A 22,762-nucleotide genomic window follows, 5' to 3' on the forward strand; every position below is an offset into this window, starting at 1 on the left:
GTCCCCACCCGTCGGTCCGGGACCGGCCCCGCCCAGTCCGGCGTCCAGCAGGACGTCCTCGGCCAGGTCGCAGGCGCCGGCCAGCACGCCCGCCAGGCCGGCGGCCAGTGCCGCCGACCGCCAGTGCGCCCGGGTGAACACATGGGCCCCGAGCAGCCCGGCCGCCGCGAGGGTGACGGTGCAGCCGCCGATCAGCCAGAGGTCGGCGTCCAGCGCGGCACGGAACTCCGGGGCCCGCCCGGCGATCACGGCCTCGGCGGCGGACCGGGAGCCGGCGAGTTGCAGCCGGACGTCCCTGGCGCCCTGGCCGGCGGCCGTGCGTACAGCAGCCGTCCGAGCACGGCCGGCACCGGCACCGCGAGCCCGAGCAGCAGCCCGCCCCAGGCGGGCACCCTGCGCGCCGCCCTGTCCTCGACCGTCACACCGATCCACCCCTCTCCACCACCGCACCACCACCCGACCCCGGGGACGCACCCCGCGCCCCGCGCCCACCCCGGCCCTGTCCTGATCCCGGATCCTGTCCTGATCCCAGGCTCTGTCCTGATCCCGTCTTGGTCCTGATCCCGTCTTGATCCCGCGGACCCGCAGCCGGTAGGGGCGTCACCGCCTTCCTGCCCCGTCGAGCCCCACCCCGAGCATGGATTCACTCGAATGAGTAAGGAGTGCGCTCCCGGGGTAGATGACCGTTTCATCCCACCTACGAGACCCCGCGTGTCCGCCCGGCAAGATCGCCCCGGCCACGTCGCGTCGGACGTATTGTCAGGCGACCGGAGCCGGGCCTACGGTCGACGCACCAACTTTCTACGCACGTAGACATCCACCGCAGGCAGCACCGCCCGCCGACCCTCGGACCGCGGGCCCGCCCCCGGACGGGCCGCGGAGTTGCGGAGGTACCCATGTCGCAGATCGTCCGTGCCGCCCTCGTCCAGACCCGCTGGACCGGCGACCAGGAGAGCATGATCGCCCTCCACGAGCGCTACGCCCGCGAGGCGGCGGCGCAGGGCGCGAAGATCCTCGGCTTCCAGGAGGTCTTCAACTCCCCGTACTTCTGCCAGGTGCAGGACCCGGAGCACTACCGCTGGGCCGAGCCCGTCCCCGACGGCCCCACCGTGCGGCGGATGCGCGAACTCGCCCGTGAGCTCGGCCTCGTCCTGGTCGTCCCCGTCTACGAGGAGGACCAGCCCGGGATCTACTACAACACCGCCGCCGTGATCGACGCCGACGGCAGCTACCTCGGCAAGTACCGCAAGCACCACATCCCGCAGGTCAAGGGCTTCTGGGAGAAGTACTACTTCAAGCCCGGCAACCTCGGCTGGCCGGTGTTCGACACCGCGGTCGGCAAGGTCGGCGTGTACATCTGTTACGACCGGCACTTCCCCGAGGGCTGGCGCGCCCTGGGCCTGGGCGGCGCGCAGATCGTCTACAACCCCTCCGCCACCAGCCGCAGTCTCTCCGCCTACCTGTGGCAGCTCGAACAGCCCGCCGCCGCCGTCGCCAACGCCTACTACGTGGCCGCCATCAACCGCGTCGGCACCGAGGAGTACGGCGACAACGACTTCTACGGCAGCTCCTACTTTGTCGACCCGCGCGGCCGGTTCGTCGGCGAGGTGGCCTCCGACAAGGAGGAGGAGCTGGTCGTGCGCGACCTCGACCTCGACGTCATCGAAGAGGTCCGCCAGCAGTGGGCGTTCTACCGCGACCGCCGCCCGGAGGCGTACGGACCACTGACCGAGGCGTGACGGAGAGGGGCACCGGCACACCATGACCAGCACCCCCAGCACCACCCCGAGCGGCACCCCCAGCAGCGCCCCCGCCACCGGCACGGCCACCGCCCGGACCGGTCGCACCGCCATCCGCGGCGGCCTCGTCGTCACCGCCACCGAGGAACTGCGCGCCGACGTCCTCATCGAGGGCGAACGGATCGCCGCCCTCGCCGCCACCGGCAGCGAGGCCGCCCTCTCCTGGACCGCGGACACCGTGATCGACGCCGACGGCCACTACGTCGTCCCCGGCGGCGTCGACGCCCACACCCACATGGAGCTGCCGTTCGGCGGCACCCACGCCTCCGACTCCTTCGAGACCGGCACCCGCGCCGCCGCCTGGGGCGGCACCACCACCATCGTCGACTTCGCCGTCCAGTCGGTCGGCGGCAGCCTGCGCGAGGGTCTGGACACCTGGCACGCCAAGGCCGAGGGCAACTGCGCGATCGACTACGCCTTCCACACCATCGTCTCCGACGTCACCGACGCCGTCCTCAAGGAGATGGACACCCTCGTCGACTCCGGCGAATCCACCTCCTTCAAGCTGTTCATGGCCTACCCGGGCGTCTTCTACAGCGACGACGGGCGCATCCTGCGCGCCATGCAACGCGGCGCTGCCAACGGCGGGTTGACCATGATGCACGCCGAGAACGGCATCGCCATCGACGTCCTCGTCGAACAGGCCCTCGCTGCCGGCCGCACCGCGCCCCGCTACCACGGCGAGGTCCGCCGCGAACTGCTGGAGGCCGAGGCCACCCACCGGGCGATCAAGCTCGCCCAGGTCGCCGGCAGCCCCCTGTACGTGGTCCACGTCTCCGCCGCCTCCGCGCTCGCCGAACTCGCCCGCGCCCGCGACGAAGGACTCCCCGTCTTCGGCGAGACCTGCCCGCAGTACCTCTTCCTCTCCACCGACAACCTCGCCGAGGAGGGCACCGACGGCTTCGAGGGCGCCAAGTACGTGTGCAGCACGCCGCTTCGGCCCCGCGAGCACCAGGAGGCGCTCTGGCGCGGGCTGCGCACCAACGACCTCCAGGTGGTCTCCACCGACCACTGCCCGTTCTGCTACACGGGCCAGAAGGAGCTCGGCCGCGGCGACTTCTCGAAGATCCCCAACGGCCTTCCCGGCGTGGAGAACCGGATGGACCTCCTCCACCAGGCCGTGGTCGACGGGCGGATCAGCCGCCGTCGCTGGATCGAGATCGCCTGCACCACCCCGGCCCGGATGTTCGGCCTGCACCCGCGCAAGGGCACCCTCGCCCCCGGGGCCGACGCCGACGTGGTCGTCTACGACCCGAACGCCGTCCAGACCGTCTCCGCCGCGACCCACCACATGAACGTCGACTACTCGGCGTACGAGGGGCGCACCCTCACCGGCCGCGCCCGCACCGTGCTCTCGCGGGGCACCGTGGTGCTCGACCGGGGCACCTGGCTGGGCCGGGCCGGCCACGGCGCCTTCCTGCGCCGGGACACCTGCCAGTACCTCGACTGAGCCGCCGCCCCGGCCGGTCGTCCCTCCCCGACCGGCCGGGACCTCCCGCCCGGTCCACCCCTTCCACCCGGCCGCCTCTCCCTACCGCACCCCCGACCAACTCCCGGAGCCCGCCTTGGACATCGGCCTCGTCCTGCAGACCGACCCGCCCGCCCGCCTGCTCATCGATCGCATGATCCGCGCCGAGCGGGCCGGCTTCAGCCACGGCTGGACCTTCGACTCCTGCGTCCTGTGGCAGGAACCCTTCGTCATCTACAGCCGGATCCTCGCCGAGACCAGCACCCTCACCGTCGGCCCCATGGTCACCAACCCCTCCACCCGCACCTGGGAGGTCACCGCCTCCCTCTTCGCCACGCTCAACGACATGTTCGGCAACCGCACGGTCTGCGGCATCGGCCGCGGCGACTCCGCGATGCGGGTCGCCGGCCGCAAGCCCGCCACCCTCGACCGGCTCTCCCACGCCATGCACGCCGTCAAGGAGTTGGCCGAGGGGCGGACCGCCGAGGTCGACGGCACCGAGATGCACCTGCCCTGGGTCGGCGAGGGCGCGCGCCTGCCGATCTGGATGGGCGCCTACGGTCCCAAGGCCCTCGATCTGACGGGCCGTCAGGCCGATGGCTTCATCCTCCAACTCGCCGACCCGTTCCTCACCGAGTACATGGTCAAGGCCGTCCGCCGGGCCGCCGCCGAGGCCGGCCGCGACCCCGAGTCGCTCACCGTCTGCGTCGCCGCCCCCGCCTATGTGACCGCCGACGACTCCCCGGCCGCCCTCGCCCACGCCCGCGAGCAGTGCCGCTGGTTCGGCGGCATGGTCGGCAACCACGTCGCCGAACTCGTCCGGCACTACGGCGAGCACTCCGGCCTCGTCCCCGACGCCCTCACCGCCTACATCAAGGACCGCCAGGGCTACGACTACAGCCACCACGGCCGCGCCGGGAACCCCGACACCGCCTTCGTCCCCGACGGGATCGTCGACCGCTTCTGCGTCATCGGCCCGGTGGAGACCCACCTCGCCCGCCTCGAACAGCTCCGCGGCCTGGGTGTCGACCAGTTCGCCATCTACGCCATGCACGACGCCGTCGAATCCACCATCGACGCCTACGGCACGGACATCATCCCCGTACTGGGCGCCTGACCGATTCCGGAGCCGTCGCCGGAGCCTCGCCGGAGCGGTCCCCGGAGTCGTCCCCCGAGCGAGTCCGGAGCAGGGCCGGCACTCCTCCGACGGCTCAACGGCCGCCGAACCGGCGGCGTTTGGAAGCCTTGCTCCACCCGCTCGCGGTCCCGTCCGCCGTCGGCGACCCGCCCCGGGGCGACGGCACCGGGCGGTCCGCCGGGCGGTGGATCAGCGTGAGCCCCTCGTGGTCCACCGGCTGCCACCGGTGTTCGTGGGTCGCGAAGGCGAAGCCCTGCTCGGTGTCCGTGCTGTACGTGAGGACGGCCCGCCCCCGACCCCGGTACGCCCGCACCTCCTCCCACAGCACCTCACGGATCCGCGCCGACGGATCGCCGACGAAGACGCCCGGCGAGATCTCGGTGAGCCACCTGGTCAGCAGCCCCCGCAGCCCGACCGGGCAGTCCGCGAGCACCAGGGTGATCACCGGACCGCCTCGGCACCGTGGTTGCGGCCGCCGACCAGCATGCCGTCGTGGTCGTCGTGCAGCAGCACGACGTCCTCCTCCGGAGCATCGGGGCCGTCCGGGCCGTCCGCCTCGCGTGCCTCGCCCGCCTCGCCCGCGCCGGCCTGCCGGTACGGCGCGAGCAGGCCCCGGACGTCCGCGACCACCCGCTCCAGCAGCCTGCCCGCGCGGATCCGCTCGCGCAACGCCCGCCTGGTCCGCCCGGCCACGTCCTCCGGCCCCTCCGCGGCCGCGTCGAACGCCGCCGGGATGCCGAACTCCACCTTGTAGAGGTCCGCGACGTCCAGCACGAACGACCGCTCGTGCCCCGAGTGCACGAAGCCCAGCGAGGGCGAGCACCCCAGCGCGACGACCACCGAGTGCGCGACCCCGTACAGGCACTGCGCGGCCGCCGTCACGGCCTGGTTCGGCGCGTCACCCGCCGCGAAGTCCCCCGGATCGTACGTGCGCCGCACCCAGCGCACACCCGTCCGGGCGGCCTCCGCGCGGTACACCTCCTTGACCCGGGTACCCTCGCCGCCCAGCAACTCCCGCCGGGTCATCCCCGCCGGATCCGCGTCCGGGAACCGCAGCCGGTACATCTCCCGCGCCACGTCCAGCCGGTGGCGCCGGTTCGCCCACGCCGTCGCCTGCGCCTCCACCAGCCCGGCCGACCGGGTCAGCGCCCGCCCGCCCGCGTAGTACCGCACGCCCTGCTCGCCCACCCACACCACACCGGCGCCGGACTCGCCGAGCACGCTCATCGCCTGGTGCGTCACCCGGGTCCCCGGCCCGAGCAGCAGCACCCCGATCGTCGCCGAGGGGATGTACCGGACGCCGGACTCGTCGGTGGCGGTGATCGCGTTGTCCTCGCGGTGGATCGTGCAGCGCTCCAGATAGAGGAACGAGACCCGGTCGCCGATCCGGGTCAGCTCGCGGGGAGAGGAGACCGGCCTGCGCGCCGGAGTCGTGGCCACCCCGTCACCCCCGCACCGGCGCGAGTGTCATCAGCCCGCACCCGTAGGCCTTCGCCTTGCCCAGCCCGGCGGTGAGGGTGCGGCGCAGCGCGTCCGGATCGGTCACCCGCAGGCGGCCGTCGTAGGTCGCGGTCACCAGGCTGACCGTGCGGCGGCCGGCCTTCACCCGGTCGTTCTTGCCGAACGACACCGCTTGCTGCCGGTGGACCACGAGTTCGTGCTCGTCCCCCTCCGGCAGCAGCCGCCGCTCCGGCGCCTTCTCGACGACGGTGAAGCCGGACCGCTGCTGCTGCTTCAACAGCCAGGCCGCCTGGTGCCGTTGGGTGAGGTGCGCGGTGCGTTTGGTCGGCTCGTCCGGGTTGCGGCGGATGCTGTGGACGGGGTTGGCGGTCAGCCGGAACGCGAAGGTCGAACCGGCGGCGATACCGGCCAGGAACGCGCCGTAGTCGAAGGTCTGCCAGCCGCCGGTGGTCGGCCAACCGGCCTGCTCCACCAGGTGGGTGAGGTCCGGGCGCTGCGGTCCCACCAGGTAGAGGAGCACCTCGGAACGGGAGTTGTGGTCGATCCGCCAGAGCACGCGGGGCGCCGACCCGGCCACCGCCGACCCGGATGCCGCCGACGGGTTCGACTGCGGCGGTTCGGCGAACGAGGCCATCACGGCACCGTGCAGGAGCTGGGGCGAGGAGAGCAGCCGCCGGGCCCCGGCCCGGGCGGTGTTGACGCGAAAGCGGGTGAGGAACATGTCAGTCCGATTCCGGTTCCAGGGGGTTCAGGTGGGCCGTCGGATCGTGATCGGCCTCCGCCGTAGGCGCGTTGACGACGAAGGAGACCACCCCGCGCAGCGCGTACCGGCGGTGCCGGGGGTCGAAGCTCAGCGGGAGGTCGCGCAGCAGGTCCGCCCGGGGCTGTTCCCCCGGTTCGGCGTCGGCCTGGACGGGCAGCGCCACGGACGCCGCGTGGTGGCGCCGCCGGTACCAGGGCGCCGCCTGCCAGGGCTCCCGCTCCAGCACCGATCGCAGCCCCGCCCCCGACCGGACACCCAGGTCGACCGGCCCGCTCGGCGGGCACGAGCGGCGGCCCAGGTACGGCAGGTGCACCGGTGCGCGCAGCGCCGCCGCCAACGCGTCGACCGTCGCGTCCGGCCCCTCCACCGCGGCCACGAACACCGCGTCCGCGAGGTAGAACCGCTCGGACAGCGGCATGGGCTTCTCCGTGTCCCCGTGGTGGGCCGTCTGGAGGTCCCGGACCCGGGTGCCCGGCTGGTCGGTGCGGACCGCGAACCGCAGCGCCGCCAGGTCTGCCAGGTCGTCGCCCCGGTCCCGGCCGAGCGCTCCCGCGAGCATCCCCAGCACCCCGCTCTTCGTGGGCGCCGGCTCGGTGGTCCGCCGGACGAACCGCGCGGCGACCCCCCAGGACTGGAGCGGCCCGGCCAGCCGCAGCAGCAGCACGCTCACCCGGCCGACCCCGCCAGCCGCTTCGCCACCGCCGAACCGATCGCGCCGACCAGCTCACCGAGCCCCACCTCGGTGCCGAGCCCGGAGAGCGCGGACGTCCGCTCGCCGACCCGGAGCACCCAGCTGTCCTCGGTCACCGCGCCGAACGCCTTCTCCACCTCGGGCACGTACGCGGCCAACGCCGCGCAGGCGCCCGCGACATGGCCACCGGTGAGACCGTCGCCACCCGCCTGCACGGCCTCCTCGAACGCCCCGGCGAAGCTGATCGGCCGGGCCGAGCGGAGCTTGACGACCACCGCGTCCGGGAGGGTCTGGTTGGCGAAGGTGTTGATCTTGCCGCTGGGGATCGACATCACGAACGCCTCGACGAACGCCTCCACCGCACGCCGGACCGGCTCCGCCGCCGACTCCTCCGCGCGCAGCCCGTCCCCGAGGTTCGCCCGCAGCCGGTCCACGTCCACCGCCGCATAGCGGTACAGCGTCGCCGAGTTGAAGTCGACCGTGCCGATCATGCCGGCCCCGGGCTCGTCCTCGGACCGCTGATCGTCCACGGCCGTGTAGTAGTCCGACTCGATCTCCACCGCGTGCACGCTGATCGCATGGGCCACCTGTGCGGCGGCGTCCACATTGATGTCCGAGGCGTCCGCGACCATCCGGCCGAACAGCGCGATGTCCACCGAGTGGCGGGTGTTCGCCGCCTCGCGGGCGCGGGCCTTGTTCTCCTTGCCCTTGAAGAACTCCTTCAGTTCGCCCGACCCCTTCGACCCGCCGGACTCCTTCAGCCCCTCGGCGGCGAGCGCGGCCAGGGCGTCCAACTGCCGACTGCTGAGGAACATCAGGTACGACGACTCGGGCGCCGGATCGTCACCGTCGCCCTTCGCCTTCCGCGCCGGCGGAGCCACCTTGGCGCCCGTCGCGGCCGTGATCGTGTCGGCCGCCGCCTGCCAGGCCGCTGCCTCCTCCAGCCCCACCCCCAGCGCGGTGATCCGCGCCGCCAGCAGCTCCGCCACCTTCTTGGTGCGCACCCCGAGCTCGGCCGGGTCCAGCAGCCCGTCGAACGCCCTGCGGGTCGCCCGCTTCCACGCCTGACTGGACACCCGGGCCCGCCGAACACCGCCGTACACCGCCGACTTGGGCGAGCCGGTGTCGTCCCGGTTGAGGTTGCTCGGCGGCACGGTCTGCAGGATGTGGACGTCCAGGATGGTGCGGCTGGTCACGATTGGTCCTTGTCGGTGTAGGGATCGGTGTCGGTGTGCTCGATGCTGTGGCCGGTGTGTGCTTCGTCTGCGCTCGTCGGCCGCCGGTACGCGTGGAAGCTCCGCCCCCAGGCCCGGTTCACCTCGCCCCGCCCGGCCGGCCGTTGCCACCGGTACAGCTGGTCGGCGAGCACCCCGTAGTCCAGCGGGACGGCCTCCCGGCGCAGCAGCACGACGAGCTCCCGCAGCCGCTGCGCGAGGATGTCGAAGGTGGGCGCCGCACCGGCCCGGACGAACCGCTTCCGCAGCGGCTCGTCGATGTCGTCCGAAGGCATCAACTGCCTTACTGCACCGCCCAACTGATGGCCGCCGATGCGGTGCATCCCGGCGTCGCGGTGCGACTGCTGGTGCAGCGACCAGAGGGTGACCGCCGTGTGCATCGCGTTCTCGGCCAGGGCGTCCGAGGGTCCGGTCCGACCCTGCGGATACAGCCGCTCCAGGCCGGTCAGACCCCACAGCTCGGGCAGCGCGTCGATCGGCCGGCCCGCGCCACGCCGGATCTGCGCGACCCGGGCGACGGCGGCGGACTCGTCGGCGCGGTAGCCGCGCTGCAGTTGGCCGATGTGGTCGCGGGTCGCCGCGCCCGCCCGCCCGAGAGCGGGGAGCCGGGGGGACGGTACGGGGTCGAGGGTCATCGCTCTTCGCTCTCCAGGGAGTTGTCATGGTTCCCGGCAGGGTCCTCCGGAGCGTTCGGATTGGGGAACGCCTTGGCCAGCGCGAAGCCGAACCGCCGGAACGCGAGGGCGTCGTTGAGCCAGACTCGGCCACTCCGGCCGGTCACCACCCGGCCCTCCCGGGCCGCTTGCGGGGCGGTGTCCACCAACTCAGTGCCCAGTGCAAACAGGATGCTGCGGGCCCGCCGTTGCCAGTCCGCCAGCGCCTGCTCGGGGTCGGCCCGCAGACCCAACTCCCTGAGCCAGAGCCGGAACGAGACGTCCAGGTCGGCGTAGCCGCGCTCGGCGGCCACCGCTTTCGGCCCGTCGGCCGCCGCACCGGCGGCATCCGCGAGGTCGGCCGCCAGCTGGACGACCGCCTGCACACCGTGCTCCGAGTGATTCACCGCAGTCACGGCCTGTCGTCCGTAGCGCTGGTCCCCCTCGTGCATCAGGATCACCGCCATGGCGACGCCGTCGTCCACCACCTCGTCGAACACCGACTGCTGTGTCCCGTACACCGCGCCGATCGTCCGGGCGCGGATCAGGCGCCCGCGCTCCAGCGCTCGCTCCGTGGTCAGCCGGGCCACCCACTCCAGCACCAACGGGCTCAGGTACTCCGCTGGTTCACCGGGCTTCGCGGCCTTCGATGCGGTCTCCTTCTGCAAAAGTGCGGGCAGACCGCGCCATGCCGAACGTGCCGGATCGTGCTGGCGGGGCAGGTACACCGGCACCCGGCCGAGCTTCTTCTCCTGGGGCCGACTGCGCCGCCAGCCGGTCAGCGGCTCGGTGAACCGGCGGTCGTGGGCCGCGAGCGGGTCCCCGTAGGACAGCACCGCCCCGGTCACCGCGCTCCCGTCGTGGTGCAGCCGGATCCGGCGGGACTGCCAGGTGTACAGGTCACGTGGCCCGGAGGGGCGTCGGGAGAGGTCCGCCGCCTCCGGGTCGGGTTCCGGTCCGTAAGGGCCGCGCCGCCAGGCCGGACGGTCGTCCTCGCGGAAGCGGGCCCCGGCGGTGTCCGCGGCCACCAGGTTGAGGAGGAGAGTCTCCCGCAGGTCGTCCCCTTCGGCGAGGACGCCACCGAGACCGCCCGCCCACCCCGTGCCCAGCGGGTACACCTTCCCGCCCTTCGCCCGACCGTCGCCCGCCGCGGCCGACTTGATGCCCGAGGTGTCGAAGGCGTGCGCGTGCACCAGCCAACGCGCCGCCTCGGCAAAGGCGAGCCGGTCGACGGACGGCATCCGCATCGAGAAGAACGGGTCGCCGTTCGGCACATCGGCCACCAGCCGGTTCAGCGAGGCGACTTCGTCCTTCTCGGTACGCAAATCCGGGACTTGGAAGAACGGGGTCTCCGGGTGAAGCAGGTCGAAGCGCTCACGGTGCCGGTCGAGGTAGCGGCCGACGACGGCGAAGGCGTCCGGGTCCTCCCACAGCTCCTCCCAATCCTCCAGTTCGGCGGGCCCGTCCACCGCGTCGTGCAGGATCGCCAGCAACAACCGCATCAGCGTGAACTCCTGCGTCGGCACGTCCCCGACCAGCCGGCGGACCGCGGCCGCTTCGCCGAACACCTCGCGCAGCGACAGCTCGGCGGTCGTCCCGTCCAGCCGCTGCACCGGCAGCCAAGGACGGGACACCAGGTCGAACGAGGGCACGTTCTTCACCAACCTCACCTCACGGGCTCCGGCCGGGTGCACCGACAGGCCGTCGATCGGGTTGTACTCCAGCTCGAAGCCCGCCAGTTCGGCCCGGCCGTGCTCGTCGAGCAGCAGCACCAGCTCGCCGTCGAGCTGCGGACACTCCTTGACCTGCCAGGCGGGGACGTACAACTGCTCCAGCTGCTTGATTGCCTTGTCGATCACCCAGGGCTTGGAGAAGTGGTAGGGGAGCCGCAGGCTGCTCGCGGCGAGGGCCTGGGCGGCGTTCCAGACGGGTACGGTCTCGATCGGCAGCGGCAGGCCGCCCCGGCCCCGGTCCAGCCAGGGGAGCGTGGTGAGACTGCCGTCGGGGTGGCGCATCGCGACCATCACCTCCAGACTCTCCTCGCCGTCCCGGACCTGGGCCTGGCCGGAAGGGTGGTCGTCCACGTCACCCACCCCGGCGTCCAGCCACCCCACCAGCGACCGCCCCGGCCGCCGCACCTCGTCCAGTCGGTAGACCTCGGCGCGGGCGGTCTGCGCGGCATCCGCGAGCCGTTGTTCCTCGGCGGCCTCGGCCATCGTGTCCGCCCAGCCGGGCGGTCCGAGCGGATCGTCGCAGTAGGCGCGCTGGACCAGCCCGTTGATGTCGTCGGGGAGCGCCAGCGGGACCCTCTTCGCCAGGTGCGGCCACAGCACGGCGGTCGAGCGCAGCAGGTGGTGCCTGCCGTAGACGGACATCGACCCCTTCACCGGGCCCGGCAGCGTCTGCGCCGCCCAGTCGACGCCGGTGACCAGACAGCGGGCCGTCCGCAGCCGCGCGGGCCGACCGCTCTGCCCCTCGCCGCGCGGGTGGCGGTGCAGCCGGCCCATGCGCTGGAGCATGAGGTCCACCGGGCACAGGTCCGTGACCAGGAGATCGAAGTCGACGTCGAGCGATTGCTCGGCCACCTGGCTGGCGACGACGATGTGCGGCCCGCGCGGCCGGTCCCCGTCGGGGCCGAACCGGGCCAGCAGGTCGGTGTCCTTCCGGGCCCGGTCGAGGTCGACGAAGCGCGCGTGGGCGACGGTCACCGCCTCGTCCCCGAAGCGCTCCCGCAGCCGTTCGGCGGTCTCCAGGACCCGGTCGACCGTGTTGCGGACGACCAGCGCGCAGCCGCCGTCCGCGAGTTCGGTGGAGAGGCGGTCGGTGAGCACGGCGAGGTCGTCGTCCAGCGGTTCGAGGAGGACGGTGGTCCGCCGGGCGGCGTCGGCCCCGGGGCGTCGGGTCAGGGGCGGATGCCCCGGCGCGACGGCGGTGAGCAGCGGATAGCCGGGTTCCTCGACTTCTCCCACCGGCTCGGCAGCCGTTCCGCAGTACGCCCGGATCAAGGCGCGCCGGGTGGCTGCGGGCAGGGTGGCGGACAGCATCACCACCGGCACCCGGTACGCGCCGAGCCAGGAGAGTACCCGCTCCAGGTAGGTGTTCATGTAGGCGTCGTTGGCGTGCACCTCGTCGATCACGACGACCTTGCCGGCGAGCGCGAGGTGGCGCAGCGCGAGATGCCGGTTCTTGAGGCCGGCGAACAGCACCTGGTCGATCGTGCCGACCGCGAAGGAGGCGAGCAGGCCCTTCTTGCGTCCGCGCAGCCACTGGTGGGCGATCAGCCCGGCGTTCTTCCGCCGCGCACGGTGCCCGGCCCCCTGTGACCCGTCCGTGTCCACGGCCACGATGCGGCGCCGGTCGGCGGCCATCATGCCCGCGTACTCGTCGTTGAGCGCGGCTTTCGCATGGGCGAGGAAGACCGTCCGATCCCCGTCCGCGGGCAGGTGGTTCAGCCATGAGGTGAGACGGGGGAACATCGCGTTGGCGGTCGCGCGGGTCGGCAGCGCGACGTAGCACCCACCGGCGCCGGTCCGGGCGGCGAAGATCTCGGCGACGGCGAGCGCGGCCTCCGTCTTCCCCTCGCCCATCGGCGCCTCGATCACCAGCAGCCCCGGCGCGGGGAGTTCGCGCGCCAGTTGGACGGCCTCCTCCTGGACCGGCCGCGGCGTCGCCCCGGCGGGCAGCTCGAAGCGGGCTTCGAGCAACTCCTGCGCCGCCAGCGGTGATTCCTCGGCCGCCCAGGCGGGCGGGAGGTTCAACCCGGCCCAGGCGGAACTTATCCGCTCCTCCTCCGAACGGGGGTGCTCCTCCGGGAAGTAGGGGAAGAGATCGGGGTTGCTGGCGATCCAGTCGGCCATGATGACGATGCCGGTCAGCAGCACCTGAACGGGCTGCGGCAGCTTGGCACACTGGACGGCCTTCAGCAGCTCTGCGGCTCCGAGTCTCTCCGTGCACGCGTCGAGCAGCTCGAACTGCACATCGCGCCAGAGCTTTTCGCTCGCCCCGGGAGTGCGGATCAGGTCCTCGCGCAGTTCGAGGTCGTGCAACTGCCCGTGCCCCGGCGGCACTCCGTGGTGTCCGCCGACCACCACCGCCAACTGCCCGGCGCTTCGGTGTGCCCACCCATGCCGTTCCACCAGCCATTCCTGGAGGATCAGTTGACCGGCGAGCCCGTGCGGAGCGGTACGCCGGTCGTCCCCGTACTGCTTCGGATCGCGCATCGCCAGCCCGGCAGCCCGCATGGTCTCGGCGAGCCCGTCGACCTGACAGGCGAACGCGGGCGTGGCCTTGCCCACGTCGTGCGCGGTCGCCAACCACACGGCGAGCTCCCGTGCCAGAACCTGGCTTCCCCCGAGCGCATCGGCAATCAACTCCCGCACATTCCTCGGAAGCCAGCCGTCCCACAGCAGCCCCGCGACCGCCCCACTGTCCGCCATGTGCCGCCACAGCGGCATCCACCCGGAGGTGTCCCTGTCGGACTTGGCCCAGACGGTGCGAGCGGCATCGGAGAGGCGCGCGTGCAGTTCCGGACCGGTAGGCGTTCCAGTCACGCCGCCATTCAACAGGGCCTGCGGGCAGGCACTGATTGAACGATCGGTAGTGATCGGATCTGATTGATGCTGAATCCTGGCGGCAGTATCTGCCTGGCTGTCGGCCCTCTGTTCCACGGTCGGCCCGAGAGCCCGCAGCGGCAACTGCGACAACCACCACGGCAATCAGGCCAACGACACCGGGCCGGACCCCGACGTCAGCCCGGGCGCTCGATCCCGCCCCGGCGGTCACGCAGACGGCGAGCAGGCCGAGCAGTGTCAGCTCTCCTTGGCGGCTGAGACTGAACGGGACGGGCCGACCCCGCAGGCGCGGGGAACGGCAGGACACCGCTCACGCCGAAGTCGGAGTCGAGGGACCCGTCTTCGACAGGCCGAATGAGAGCCACTCGGCTTTGTCGAGCGGATCGCCGTCCGGGGTTCGCGCGCCGGGGACTGGTGGTGCCTGGATGGGTTGACTGTCCCGGGTGCCTCCGAGACTGCGACCCAGGCACCCTGGCGCCCCTGGCGGGCCTGGCGCTGGGCGCACTCAAGGGCTTCTCGGCCCTTCGTCAATCGCTCGTCGGCAGTCCCGCCTCGGCGCCCAGCAGGCCGAGCGTACGGCGCAGCGTCTCCCGCTCGGGGTCGGTCAACGAGGCGGTGAGTTCCTCGTCCAGCCGGTGTGCGAGCACGGTGCAGTCGGCGAGCAGTTCCCGCCCGGCCTCGGTCAGTGCGAGTACCTGGCGACGCCGGTCTGCCGGGTCGCGCACCCGGTCCACCGCACCGATCAGCTCCAGGTGGTCGGCCAGTGAGACGACCAGGCTGGGTGCCACCGCCATGATCCGGGCCAGCTCCAGCTGGGACGGTAGTGCGCCGGAGTCCAGCGCCACCATCAGGCCGACGTGTTTGGGCTTGAGCCCGAGCTCCGCCAGTGCGGTGGTGAACCGCGCCGTGACGACGCTGCCGAGGGTGCCGAGCCGGAAGACCACGGAGGTGGTCAGCGGCAGGGGGTTGACATCATTCACACGGGAAACGCTAGCATGCACTAACCATTCAGACTTAGAACGATTCGAGGGCTGACTCAATGCTCCGTTCCATCGCCACCACTGGCCGAGGCATGCGCGCCATGGTGATCGCCAACGCGTCCGGCACTGCGCTGTCCATGGCCTTCAGCGTTGTCGGCTTGCTCTCCCCGGGGCTGTTCCTGCCCGGCGGAACCGACCCGGTCACCCCGCTCACCGACTTGTACGCCCAGGCCTACGCGGCCCGAGCCCTGCCCCTCGGCGCAGCCCTGCTGCACCAGCTGCTGATCAGCCGGACCGGCCGCGGCCTCGTACCGCTTCTGCTGGTCGCCGGCGCCGTCCAGGTGGCCGACGCGGCCATCGGCGCTTCCTCCCACAACCCCGGGATGACCGCCGGCGGCACCGTACTCGCCGCCCTCCACCTGGGCCTCGCCGCCCGCCTCGCCCGCTCTGCCCACGGCACCGGCTCCAACGGCATCCCCGCTGCGGAAGCGGCCTGACGGGGAGTGGTGGCGAACCGGCCCCGAAGGGATCCGTGTCGCCAGCGTCCGGCCTCCCCGAACGTTTACCGAGCCTGCAACTGCCGCTATGGAGGCCGCTGTTCCGGGGCGAGTGGACCCGGTCGGCGCGGGCGGAGCGCCGGCCGGGGCAGGTCAGCGCCAGATGGTCAGCAGCAGCACGCACACAAGAACCACAGCTGCGACCGAGACCGCTGCGGCGGCCGTCAGTCGGGACGGGTCCCTCTCGCAGTGCTTCACCCGTGCGATGGAGGCCGTCAGGTCCTCGACGAAGTAGCCGTAGGCCCAGTCTCCGCAACCGGTGCACCGGCCGTACTCGACACGATCAGTGTCCGGCGTGGGGGCGGGGCCGCCGTCGGGCGGGCTCACCGGCGCGGCTCCTCACCCAGCGCGTCCGTGAGGATCGCCGCGTACGGGGGACAGGATCGGCAGACCTTCACCGCGTAGCTCAGGCCCCCGTCCACGACGTGCCCCGCCTCCTTCAGACCTGTGATGGCCCGGCAGTGGACGCAGGCCCGGCCATCGCGTTGGTCCTGCGTCAGGCGGCTCCTGGCGTGCGGGGCGACGGCACGCACGCCGTCACCGTGTTCGCCGGGCACGGTCGGAGGGGCCTCGGGGACGACAGCGTCCTGGGAGGCCTGACGATGCGGGGGCACCACGTGGTGGGGGGTTGTCATGCCGACAGGGTCCGCCCGGCCACGCCGATCCGGCGATGGCGGCCCTGCCGTGAAATCACGCCGCCGATGTGACTCCGCCCTGCGGCATCGCAGTTCCGGCATGAAGTCGACGGCGAGGCCGGCCCAAGTGGCCTACCTTGGTGGCACATCTTCTGGACCCGGAGCCGCTGATGCCCCGTGCCACCCACCGCCAGACCGTCGCCCGCCTAGCCGCCCTCGCGCAGGCCGACGGATGGACACCATGGCGACTCGTGCGGACCACCGCCGCCGAGTGCGGAGTCTCCCTGCTTCACGGCTCCCGGCTCGCGCGAGGGTGGACCCTCCAGGACGCGACCGCACGCCTCGCCGATATCGGGCTGCGGGCCACCGTGCAGCAGCTGTCCGCCTGGGAGCAGGGCACCACCAGGCCCAGCGACCCGGCCCTCGACGCCCTGTGCCGCCTCTACCTGACCAGGCCGGACCGGCTCGGCTACGGCGCCGACTACACCCCCGCCGGCCACGACCGTCTCCCTGTCCCCGGCCTCCACGCCCCGGCCCCGGAGAACCGTTCGCCAGTGAGCGCCCCGCTCCGGCCCGACCAGGCCGCCATACTCCGCGGGCTCCTCGGCCAGATGGGCCTCTCCCTCTCCGCCCCGGTCCTGGCCGCTCTCGCCTGCGCCCGACAGGACATGACCACCACGCTGGCCGGCACCCTCGCGGGCACCACCGTGGACCAGTGGGAGCGGACCGCCGCCGAGTACGACCTCGCCTATCAGCACAGCCCGCCCGCACGGATCCTGGCCGACTCGGTCCTCGACTTCATCGAGGTGCGGGAGATGCTCGACCGCCGGCAGCCGACCGACCACAGGGCCAGGCTCTGCCACGTCGCGGCGCGTCTCGCCGCGACCGCGGGCATCGCCCTCGTCGCCATGGGCGAGCACCGCGAGGCCCGGTCCTGGTACCAGTGTGCCCAGCTCGCCGCGGAGGAGACCGGAGACCGGGCCCTCCGGGCCTGGCTCCTGGCCCGCGAGGCGGTCATCCCGATGTACTACGGGACGCCCGCCGCCGCTGCCCAGCTCGCCGAGCGGGCCCGGGTGGTGGCGGGCAGCACGGTGTGCGCGGCCGCAGCGTGGGCGCCGGCACTGGAGGCCCGGGCTCTGGCCCGCCTCGGCCGCGCCGACGACGCCCGGGCCGCGATGACACGCGCCCAGCGAGCGTTCGCCCGCCTGGGGGCCGAGCACACCGGAGACCTGGCGTACGGCTACACCGAACGTCAGCTCCAGTGGCACATCGGCAGCATGCACACCACGCTCGGCGACACCCGTCGCGCCCGGTCGGCTCTCGACCAGGCCCTCGGGATGTACGCCCCCGGCGAGTACCTCGACCGCGCGCTGATCGCCCTCGACCAGGCCGCCGGCCTGCTGAAGGTCGGTGAGATCAGCGCGGCAGCACAGGCCGGAATGGTCGCGGTGGCCACCCTCCCGGCCGAGCACCGGACCGGCATCGTCCTGACCCGGGCGCGCGAGGTTGCGGCCGCCGTCCCGCAACGCGCGGTCCGGATGCCGATGGTCGCGGAGCTTCGGGAGATGCTGGCCCTGCCGACCTAGGGACGGCGGGCGAGTACCTGCAGCAGGCCGGTGACGGCGACGCCGGCCACGATCTCCCGGCGGTCGATCATCGCCTGGACCTGATGGAGAGGAATCCACTCGATGCGGTCCGCCTCGTGGGTGTCGACGGGCGGTGCGACGAACTCCGCTCTGCGGGCGAGGAAGACATGGTGCTCCGCATCAGACATCCCGCCGATCGGCTGGTAGTAGGCGAGCGGCTCCAGCGAGGCCACCCGCCAGCCGGTTTCCTCCTCGACCTCGCGGGCGGCGGCGGCCTCCAGCGACTCGCCGGCCTCGACGATTCCCGAGGGGATCTCCCAGTTCCACGTGTCCGTGGCGAAGCGGTGTCGCCACATCATCAGGACGCGGTCCCGGTCGTCGAGGACGACGGTCGCGGCGACCGGCGCGAACTTCACCAGGTGGTGCTCGTAGCGCTCGTGCCCAGGCGGCTCCACATCCACCAGATCGAGTTCCACCCAGGGACTGCTGTAGATGGTGCGGCTGCCGTGGACGGTCCACTCGCTACTCACGGATACCTCGCGCGATCTTGGCTTCGGGTCGAGCGAAGCGTACCGACCTACCCGGGGCCCGCTGCGGGGGAGAGACCAACCCCGCATGCGCGGGGAGCGGAGCGCTACAACCTCCGGCACGTCTTCCTCGGTGGGACCAGTCCCGCATGCGCGGGGAGCGGGGTGTCGAGGTGGTCCACCGCGTCCTGGACGAGGGACCAACCCCGCATGCGCGGGGAGCGGTCGGCGCCCTTGGGCAGGCGGGCGCAGATGTCGGGACCAACCCCGCATGCGCGGCGAGCGGGCACCGCTGGTTGGCGAACATGGCATCGCACAGGGACCAACCCCGCATGCGCGGGGAGCGGGCTTTCGGACCTCCACCGAACACCGTCAAGAAGGGACCAACCCCGCATGCGCGGGGAGCGGCACCTCACCACCACGCCGTCCGCTGAGGACGCGGGACCAACCCCGCATGCGCGGGGAGCGGGAGATGTTCCTGGCCAAGAACCCGCCCGAGCGGGGACCAACCCCGCATGCGCGGGGAGCGGGCGGCCGCGGCCCAGGGGCAGTCCTGGGGCTGGGGACCAACCCCGCATGCGCGGGGAGCGGACCGGGCTGGAGCTGCGCCGGGCCGAGGAGACGGGACCAACCCCGCATGCGCGGGGAGCGGAGCTGGATGGTGCCGCTCCGCACGGTCGCCTGGGGACCAACCCCGCATGCGCGGGGAGCGGCTTGGCCTCCGGGGTGAGCAGGATGTGCGCGTGGGGACCAACCCCGCATGCGCGGGGAGCGGCTCTCTCGCCTTTGCCTGGCCGCCCATTCCAGGGGACCAACCCCGCATGCGCGGGGAGCGGACGTCCAGGAGTGCGTGTTGCGGTCTGTCCGGGGGACCAACCCCGCATGCGCGGGGAGCGGAGTTCGTGAGCTGGGGCGTTGTCACGTGTGGGCGGAGGTTCTGGCAACTTCCTCTGATTCGGGTATTCTTCGCAATCCAGAAAGAGTATGAGTCAATGTCAGATTACCGGGCGTGCGGGGTCATGGCATGGCTACTCTCCTTCGGCGGTGGTGGCAGGGTTGCGATACATCGGACACTAGGACAGGGCGCTGGCAATCAGCCTGGCGGTTTCGGCGATCAGTGGTTCGTCGGCCGGGGCGTCGGCGATCTGCTTGGTGGAGAGCACCGACACCACGATCGGGCCCCCGTCCGGTCGCCAGGTGACTCCGACGTCGTTGGTGGTGCCGTAGTTGCCAGTGCCGGTCTTCTCGGCGACGGTCCAGGTGGTCGGTAGGCCGGCGTGGAGGCGGTTGGCGCCGGTGGTGTTGGTCAGTAGCCAGCGGGTCAGCCGCTGGCGGTCGGCCGTGTCGAGAGCCTTGCCGAGAGTGAGTCGGGCATAGGTGCGGCCGATGGCGTGCGGGCTCGATGTGTCGGTGGGGCGGCCTGGTTCAGCGGAGTTGAGTGCGGGCTCCCAGCGGTCGAGCCGGGTCACTCGGTCACTGATGGAGCGGCAGAAATGGGTGATCGCTTCGGGGTCGCCGAGTTCGCGGAGGAGGAGGTTGGCGGCGGCGTTGTCGCTGTACCGGATCGCTGCCGAGCATAACTCCTCCACCGTCATGCCGGCTTCGAGGTTCGCGGGCAGGCCCGTGATCGGTGCGTAGCCCGATTCCGCTACATCCCTCGTCGTGTAGTGCCGTCGTTCGGCGAGGAAGGTGCCGTCCCGATCGAGATCCCTCAGCACCGCGGCCACGGCAATCGTCTTGAACGTCGAGCACATGGGGAACAGTTCGTGCGCGCGATAGGCCACATTCCGCCCAGTGGCGGCGTCCTGGGCGAAGACGCCCAACCGTGCGGAGTGCAACCTCTCCAAGGCGCACAATCGATCGGCGAGTTCGTCTCCACGTGAGTCTGTCCCCTGCGCGAAGGCTCGCCCTCCACCGGAGAGAACGGTGACTGTCGCAGCCGCCGCAAATCCACCAAGAACCTGTCGCCGACCCGGCTGATAGCTCATGCTGCCTCCTCTTGCCGCTGTGCTCGCGAGGATTCCCGTACACGCGAGGCCTCTTATGAACGTATCGCCGAATTCACTGCATCGGACGCCGAGGTAGTCGTTCAACGAGGGGGCAACGTCCGGCGTCTCACGTTCAGGACGTCGCTTCTCTGTGTCTGGCGGCTTCTCTGGTGGGTGCCTGTAATGCGTAATCAGCGCGGGCGCGAATCGGGACCAACCCCGCAGGCGCGGGGAGCAGTACGGCTCGTGGGCCGACTTCGCGAAGACGGAGGGACCAACCCCGCAGGCGCGGGGAGCAGGATCTCGAACCGGTCGTACAGCAACTGCTGCGCGGGACCAACCCCGCAGGCGCGGGGAGCAGTCGCGACGGTGGCGGCGGCACCGGGCCGGCTCGGGACCAACCCCGCAGGCACGGGGAGCAGGAGTTCATGGCAGATCCTCCAGGGGATCGAGGTGGACCAACCCCGCAGGCACGGGGAGCAGAGTTCGTGACCTGGGGCGTGGTCACGGATGGGTGGCGTTTTGTGCAACTTCCTTTGATTCGGGCAATCTTCGCATTCCTTTCGCTGCCGCCAGGCTATCGGTGAGCGGTGTGCGGAGGGTGTTCACCCTGCCAGGCCCCGTGGGATTACCGCCGATAGATGACACATACCGACGATGACTGTCACCGTGATCGCTTGGGAGTTCGTGCGCTCCACCACCCAACGGCCTGCGGTCTGGATCGGAGTTTTCGCGCCGTGTGGGGCGATGCGGGCCTCGATCCCGCGGGCGGCCAGGTCGTCGTGGAGCATGCGGTATCCGTATCCGTATCCGTATCCGTATCCGGCGTCCAGGGCCAGGCTCGGGTGCTCCGGCAGCGGTCCAAGGGCCGACTCCAGTGCGTCGTATCGGTCGAGGGCGGCGGGTAGCAGGGTGTGGTCGCGAGTGTTGGCCTGCGCGGGTTCGGTGATCAGCGGTATGCCTGCTCCGTCGGTCAATTGCGAGCGTTTCAAGCTGAGTTTGGCCCGATCAACCGGGCGCCTGCCTGCACACTCGCCACCGGCAGGCGTCTTGAAGATGCAGCCGTCGGCGCTCAGGCGGTCGAGTGCGAGCAGTCGCAGGTCCTCCATCACGCCGGGCGCGATCCACTCGTCGCGGTGCCGGCGCAAGGTGGTGGCCGAGCAGTGCTTGTGCGAGGCTCGTTCGTACCCGCAGACGAAGACCGGGACTTGCGCGAAGACGACGGCACGGTGATCACCGTACGAGGCGTCGAGGGCGCATCCTCCGGATGGATGGCCGAACAGGGCGACACGGCGGCCGCGCGTATCGCCACGCGCGGCCGCCGCTGTGCATCCGACCAGGAGCAGCTCTCCGTGGAAGCGCTGCCGGGCCGCGGGCTCTCGAAGAAGTCCGGCTTCCGCCGGCGAACTTGTCCGGCCTCGCCCGACGGCTTGCTTGCCCGCAGGTCGGGCGGCGCATGCTCGTTGGTTCAGCGGCCTGGCCTCACTGTGGGTTGTTAGGGTGGGGGCCGGTCGGGGATGGCTAAGGGGTGGGGGATCCATGGGTTCGCAAGACGGTAGTGACCGTGCGGGTTTCGGGTGCGTGGCGTGCTGCGCCGAGGACGCTGCGGTGGCGCGGGCGCACCACCGCAGTCGCGACGGGGTTCGGCTCGAGAGGATGATTCGGGACGACTCGCATTTCATCGTCTCCGTTCAGCGGTGCGGCCTGTGCTCGCAGGCCTTCGTGAGCGTGTTCACCGAGTACATCGACTGGGTCGCCTCGCAGGACGCGCAGTACCGCACCGTGCTGCCGATCACGGACGCCGAGGCGGACGACCTGGTGGCGGGGCGGTTGAGCCCGCACCGGGTAGGGGCCCTGGGGCACGGCCGCCGCCATCTGCAGAGCGACTGGCCGAGCGATGCCGAGGAGCCGTCCGTGTACTGGGACAGCGGCGTCTTCGAGGTCCGCGAGGGGCACTGACCCGGACGGCGCGCTGCGGGCCTGTCGGTTTGTGCATGTCGTTGTCGCCCCGCCGACGGGCGGGGGAGTGGGGCCGGAGAGAGGGGCTCGACTCTCGCGTGCACCGGGGCCGGGGGAGTCCGAGTCCGGGGCGCCAGCGGGTTCGCTGACTGTCCGGGGGCCGGTGGCGCCGGAGTCGACGCCGGGCCTGTGGGCGGCCGCCGTGGCGCTGCGGGAGATCATGCCGGAAGTACGGCCACGTTCGTGCGGAAACGGCGGAACGGGTGCCCGGAGCGCGCCCTCCCTGGCCGTGTGGAACGGGGCCGTCCGCCTCGCGGTACTTGGCTTGAGGGGCATGTTCCCGACAATCAGGCGACACCCGTGCAGGAGTGTCCGCACCGTCCTGTACGAATGTGCCGACCAGATTCTGCTGACCATGCGTTCGAGCGCCGCTCGGAACTGGCAAAACAGCAGCTCAGGGTGCTGACGGAATGCCATCTACCGGCAGTGGTCGCACCCCGGTGGTGTTGCGCGGGTTCGCCGTTGGTGTGCGGCTCGGGTGTTCGGGGCTCGGCGGTGGTGGAAGGCGAGTTGGCGAGTTCCCGGCCGGCTCGGGGCTACTGGGCCAGGCGGTCGATGGTGGCCAGGACGTTGGCCGGGCCGTCCTCGGTGGCGAGGGCGGTGGCGAGGGTGTGGGCGTGGGTGCGGTGGTGGGGGTTGTCGAGGGTTCGGCGGATGGCGGTGGCGAGGCGGGGGGCGGTGAGGTGGGGGA

19 protein-coding genes, 1 pseudogene and 2 CRISPR repeat arrays are annotated in these 22,762 nt (G+C 71.9%); of the genes and pseudogenes, 6 read left to right on the plus strand and 14 right to left on the minus strand.

The window, feature by feature from the left end:
* The coding region (locus VR45_RS47120; RefSeq protein WP_199925984.1) for a hypothetical protein at positions 1 to 432 on the minus strand (432 nt) is incomplete at its 3' end.
* Positions 433 to 896: 464 nt separating this feature from the next.
* Here VR45_RS47120 and VR45_RS22035 point away from each other — a divergent pair.
* The 3 genes from VR45_RS22035 to VR45_RS22045 all read left to right on the plus strand — a co-directional run bounded on the left by VR45_RS22035 (position 897) and on the right by VR45_RS22045 (position 4,384).
* Entirely contained in the window at positions 897 to 1,739 is an 843-nt protein-coding gene (locus VR45_RS22035) for a nitrilase-related carbon-nitrogen hydrolase (RefSeq protein ID WP_045941534.1), read from the plus strand.
* 22 nt (positions 1,740 to 1,761) lie between these two features.
* Positions 1,762 to 3,249, plus strand: coding sequence for a dihydropyrimidinase (gene hydA, locus VR45_RS22040; protein WP_078896732.1), 1,488 nt, complete (start codon positions 1,762 to 1,764; stop codon positions 3,247 to 3,249).
* A 115-nt stretch (positions 3,250 to 3,364) separates the two neighbouring features.
* Positions 3,365 to 4,384, plus strand: a complete 1,020-nt coding sequence (locus VR45_RS22045) for a TIGR03842 family LLM class F420-dependent oxidoreductase (RefSeq protein ID WP_045941535.1) — start codon at positions 3,365 to 3,367, stop codon at positions 4,382 to 4,384.
* A 94-nt stretch (positions 4,385 to 4,478) separates the two neighbouring features.
* Here the strand turns inward: VR45_RS22045 and cas2e are convergent, their stop codons facing one another.
* The 8 genes from cas2e to VR45_RS22085 form a co-directional block, all read right to left on the minus strand.
* On the minus strand, positions 4,479 to 4,850 hold the full coding sequence (gene cas2e, locus VR45_RS22050) for a type I-E CRISPR-associated endoribonuclease Cas2e (RefSeq protein WP_045941536.1): 372 nt from the start codon (positions 4,848 to 4,850) through the stop codon (positions 4,479 to 4,481).
* The gene (gene cas1e / locus VR45_RS22055; protein WP_045941537.1) at positions 4,847 to 5,845 is read right to left on the minus strand and encodes a type I-E CRISPR-associated endonuclease Cas1e; all 999 of its coding nucleotides are present in this window, start codon (positions 5,843 to 5,845) and stop codon (positions 4,847 to 4,849) included. Before cas1e ends, cas2e begins: the two co-directional genes overlap by 4 nt.
* A 4-nt stretch (positions 5,846 to 5,849) precedes the next feature.
* Positions 5,850 to 6,587, minus strand: coding sequence for a type I-E CRISPR-associated protein Cas6/Cse3/CasE (gene cas6e / locus VR45_RS22060; RefSeq protein ID WP_045941538.1), 738 nt, complete (start codon positions 6,585 to 6,587; stop codon positions 5,850 to 5,852).
* A gap of 1 nt (position 6,588) precedes the next feature.
* Positions 6,589 to 7,299: a type I-E CRISPR-associated protein Cas5/CasD gene (gene cas5e / locus VR45_RS22065; RefSeq protein ID WP_045941539.1), complete on the minus strand. Its 711-nt coding sequence runs from the start codon at positions 7,297 to 7,299 to the stop codon at positions 6,589 to 6,591.
* The gene (cas7e, locus tag VR45_RS48855; RefSeq protein WP_234326078.1) at positions 7,296 to 8,519 is read right to left on the minus strand and encodes a type I-E CRISPR-associated protein Cas7/Cse4/CasC; all 1,224 of its coding nucleotides are present in this window, start codon (positions 8,517 to 8,519) and stop codon (positions 7,296 to 7,298) included. The genes cas5e and cas7e overlap by 4 nt, the downstream gene beginning before the upstream one ends.
* Positions 8,513 to 9,190: a type I-E CRISPR-associated protein Cse2/CasB gene (casB, locus tag VR45_RS48860; RefSeq protein ID WP_045941541.1), complete on the minus strand. Its 678-nt coding sequence runs from the start codon at positions 9,188 to 9,190 to the stop codon at positions 8,513 to 8,515. The genes cas7e and casB overlap by 7 nt, the downstream gene beginning before the upstream one ends.
* Entirely contained in the window at positions 9,187 to 13,758 is a 4,572-nt protein-coding gene (gene casA, locus VR45_RS43370; RefSeq protein ID WP_234326077.1) for a type I-E CRISPR-associated protein Cse1/CasA, read from the minus strand. The genes casB and casA overlap by 4 nt, the downstream gene beginning before the upstream one ends.
* 548 nt (positions 13,759 to 14,306) lie before the next feature.
* On the minus strand, positions 14,307 to 14,759 hold the full coding sequence (locus tag VR45_RS22085; RefSeq protein ID WP_045941542.1) for a MarR family winged helix-turn-helix transcriptional regulator: 453 nt from the start codon (positions 14,757 to 14,759) through the stop codon (positions 14,307 to 14,309).
* Between the two features lie 59 nt (positions 14,760 to 14,818).
* Between VR45_RS22085 and VR45_RS42565 the strand changes: the two genes are divergently transcribed.
* Positions 14,819 to 15,256, plus strand: a complete 438-nt coding sequence (locus VR45_RS42565; protein WP_159394307.1) for a hypothetical protein — start codon at positions 14,819 to 14,821, stop codon at positions 15,254 to 15,256.
* Between the two features lie 153 nt (positions 15,257 to 15,409).
* Here the strand turns inward: VR45_RS42565 and VR45_RS22095 are convergent, their stop codons facing one another.
* Entirely contained in the window at positions 15,410 to 15,643 is a 234-nt protein-coding gene (locus VR45_RS22095; RefSeq protein WP_045941543.1) for a hypothetical protein, read from the minus strand.
* Positions 15,640 to 15,951, minus strand: coding sequence for a hypothetical protein (locus VR45_RS22100; protein ID WP_045941544.1), 312 nt, complete (start codon positions 15,949 to 15,951; stop codon positions 15,640 to 15,642). The genes VR45_RS22095 and VR45_RS22100 overlap by 4 nt, the downstream gene beginning before the upstream one ends.
* A 140-nt stretch (positions 15,952 to 16,091) precedes the next feature.
* Between VR45_RS22100 and VR45_RS22105 the strand changes: the two genes are divergently transcribed.
* The gene (locus VR45_RS22105; RefSeq protein WP_159394308.1) at positions 16,092 to 17,537 is read left to right on the plus strand and encodes a helix-turn-helix transcriptional regulator; all 1,446 of its coding nucleotides are present in this window, start codon (positions 16,092 to 16,094) and stop codon (positions 17,535 to 17,537) included.
* Here VR45_RS22105 and VR45_RS22110 read toward each other — a convergent pair.
* The 3 genes and pseudogenes from VR45_RS22110 to VR45_RS22120 form a co-directional block, all read right to left on the minus strand.
* Complete coding sequence (locus tag VR45_RS22110) at positions 17,534 to 18,067, minus strand: NUDIX hydrolase (RefSeq protein ID WP_045941545.1); 534 nt, start codon at positions 18,065 to 18,067, stop codon at positions 17,534 to 17,536. The two genes, VR45_RS22105 and VR45_RS22110, sit on opposite strands and share 4 nt — an antisense overlap.
* Positions 18,068 to 18,138: 71 nt before the next feature.
* A CRISPR array of direct repeats spans positions 18,139 to 18,961; the repeat unit is 29 nt; unit sequence GGGACCAACCCCGCATGCGCGGGGAGCGG.
* Positions 18,962 to 19,137: 176 nt separating this feature from the next.
* Positions 19,138 to 20,052 (minus strand): class A beta-lactamase, encoded by a 915-nt coding sequence (gene bla, locus VR45_RS22115; RefSeq protein ID WP_045941546.1) that lies wholly within the window; start codon positions 20,050 to 20,052, stop codon positions 19,138 to 19,140.
* A 209-nt stretch (positions 20,053 to 20,261) separates the two neighbouring features.
* Positions 20,262 to 20,535: direct repeats of the CRISPR family, unit length 29 nt; unit sequence GGGACCAACCCCGCAGGCGCGGGGAGCAG.
* A gap of 197 nt (positions 20,536 to 20,732) precedes the next feature.
* Positions 20,733 to 21,278 (minus strand): annotated as a pseudogene (locus VR45_RS22120) (IS5/IS1182 family transposase); the annotation flags it as partial.
* A 496-nt stretch (positions 21,279 to 21,774) separates the two neighbouring features.
* Here VR45_RS22120 and VR45_RS22125 point away from each other — a divergent pair.
* Complete coding sequence (locus VR45_RS22125; protein ID WP_159394309.1) at positions 21,775 to 22,011, plus strand: hypothetical protein; 237 nt, start codon at positions 21,775 to 21,777, stop codon at positions 22,009 to 22,011.
* Positions 22,012 to 22,762 lie beyond the last annotated feature (751 nt).

Source organism: Streptomyces sp. NRRL S-495 (assembly GCF_000966955.1).
Classification (GTDB): Bacteria; Actinomycetota; Actinomycetes; order Streptomycetales; family Streptomycetaceae; genus Kitasatospora; species Kitasatospora purpeofusca.

Coding starts and splice junctions, on each gene's coding strand:
- VR45_RS22035 (WP_045941534.1), top strand. CDS start 897: ATGTCGCAGATCGTCCGTGCCGCCCTCGTCCAGACCCGCTGGACCGGC.
- cas6e (WP_045941538.1), bottom strand. CDS start 6,587: ATGTTCCTCACCCGCTTTCGCGTCAACACCGCCCGGGCCGGGGCCCGG.
- casB (WP_045941541.1), bottom strand. CDS start 9,190: ATGACCCTCGACCCCGTACCGTCCCCCCGGCTCCCCGCTCTCGGGCGG.
- VR45_RS22100 (WP_045941544.1), bottom strand. CDS start 15,951: ATGACAACCCCCCACCACGTGGTGCCCCCGCATCGTCAGGCCTCCCAG.
- bla (WP_045941546.1), bottom strand. CDS start 20,052: ATGAGCTATCAGCCGGGTCGGCGACAGGTTCTTGGTGGATTTGCGGCG.
- hydA (WP_078896732.1), top strand. CDS start 1,762: ATGACCAGCACCCCCAGCACCACCCCGAGCGGCACCCCCAGCAGCGCC.
- VR45_RS42565 (WP_159394307.1), top strand. CDS start 14,819: ATGCTCCGTTCCATCGCCACCACTGGCCGAGGCATGCGCGCCATGGTG.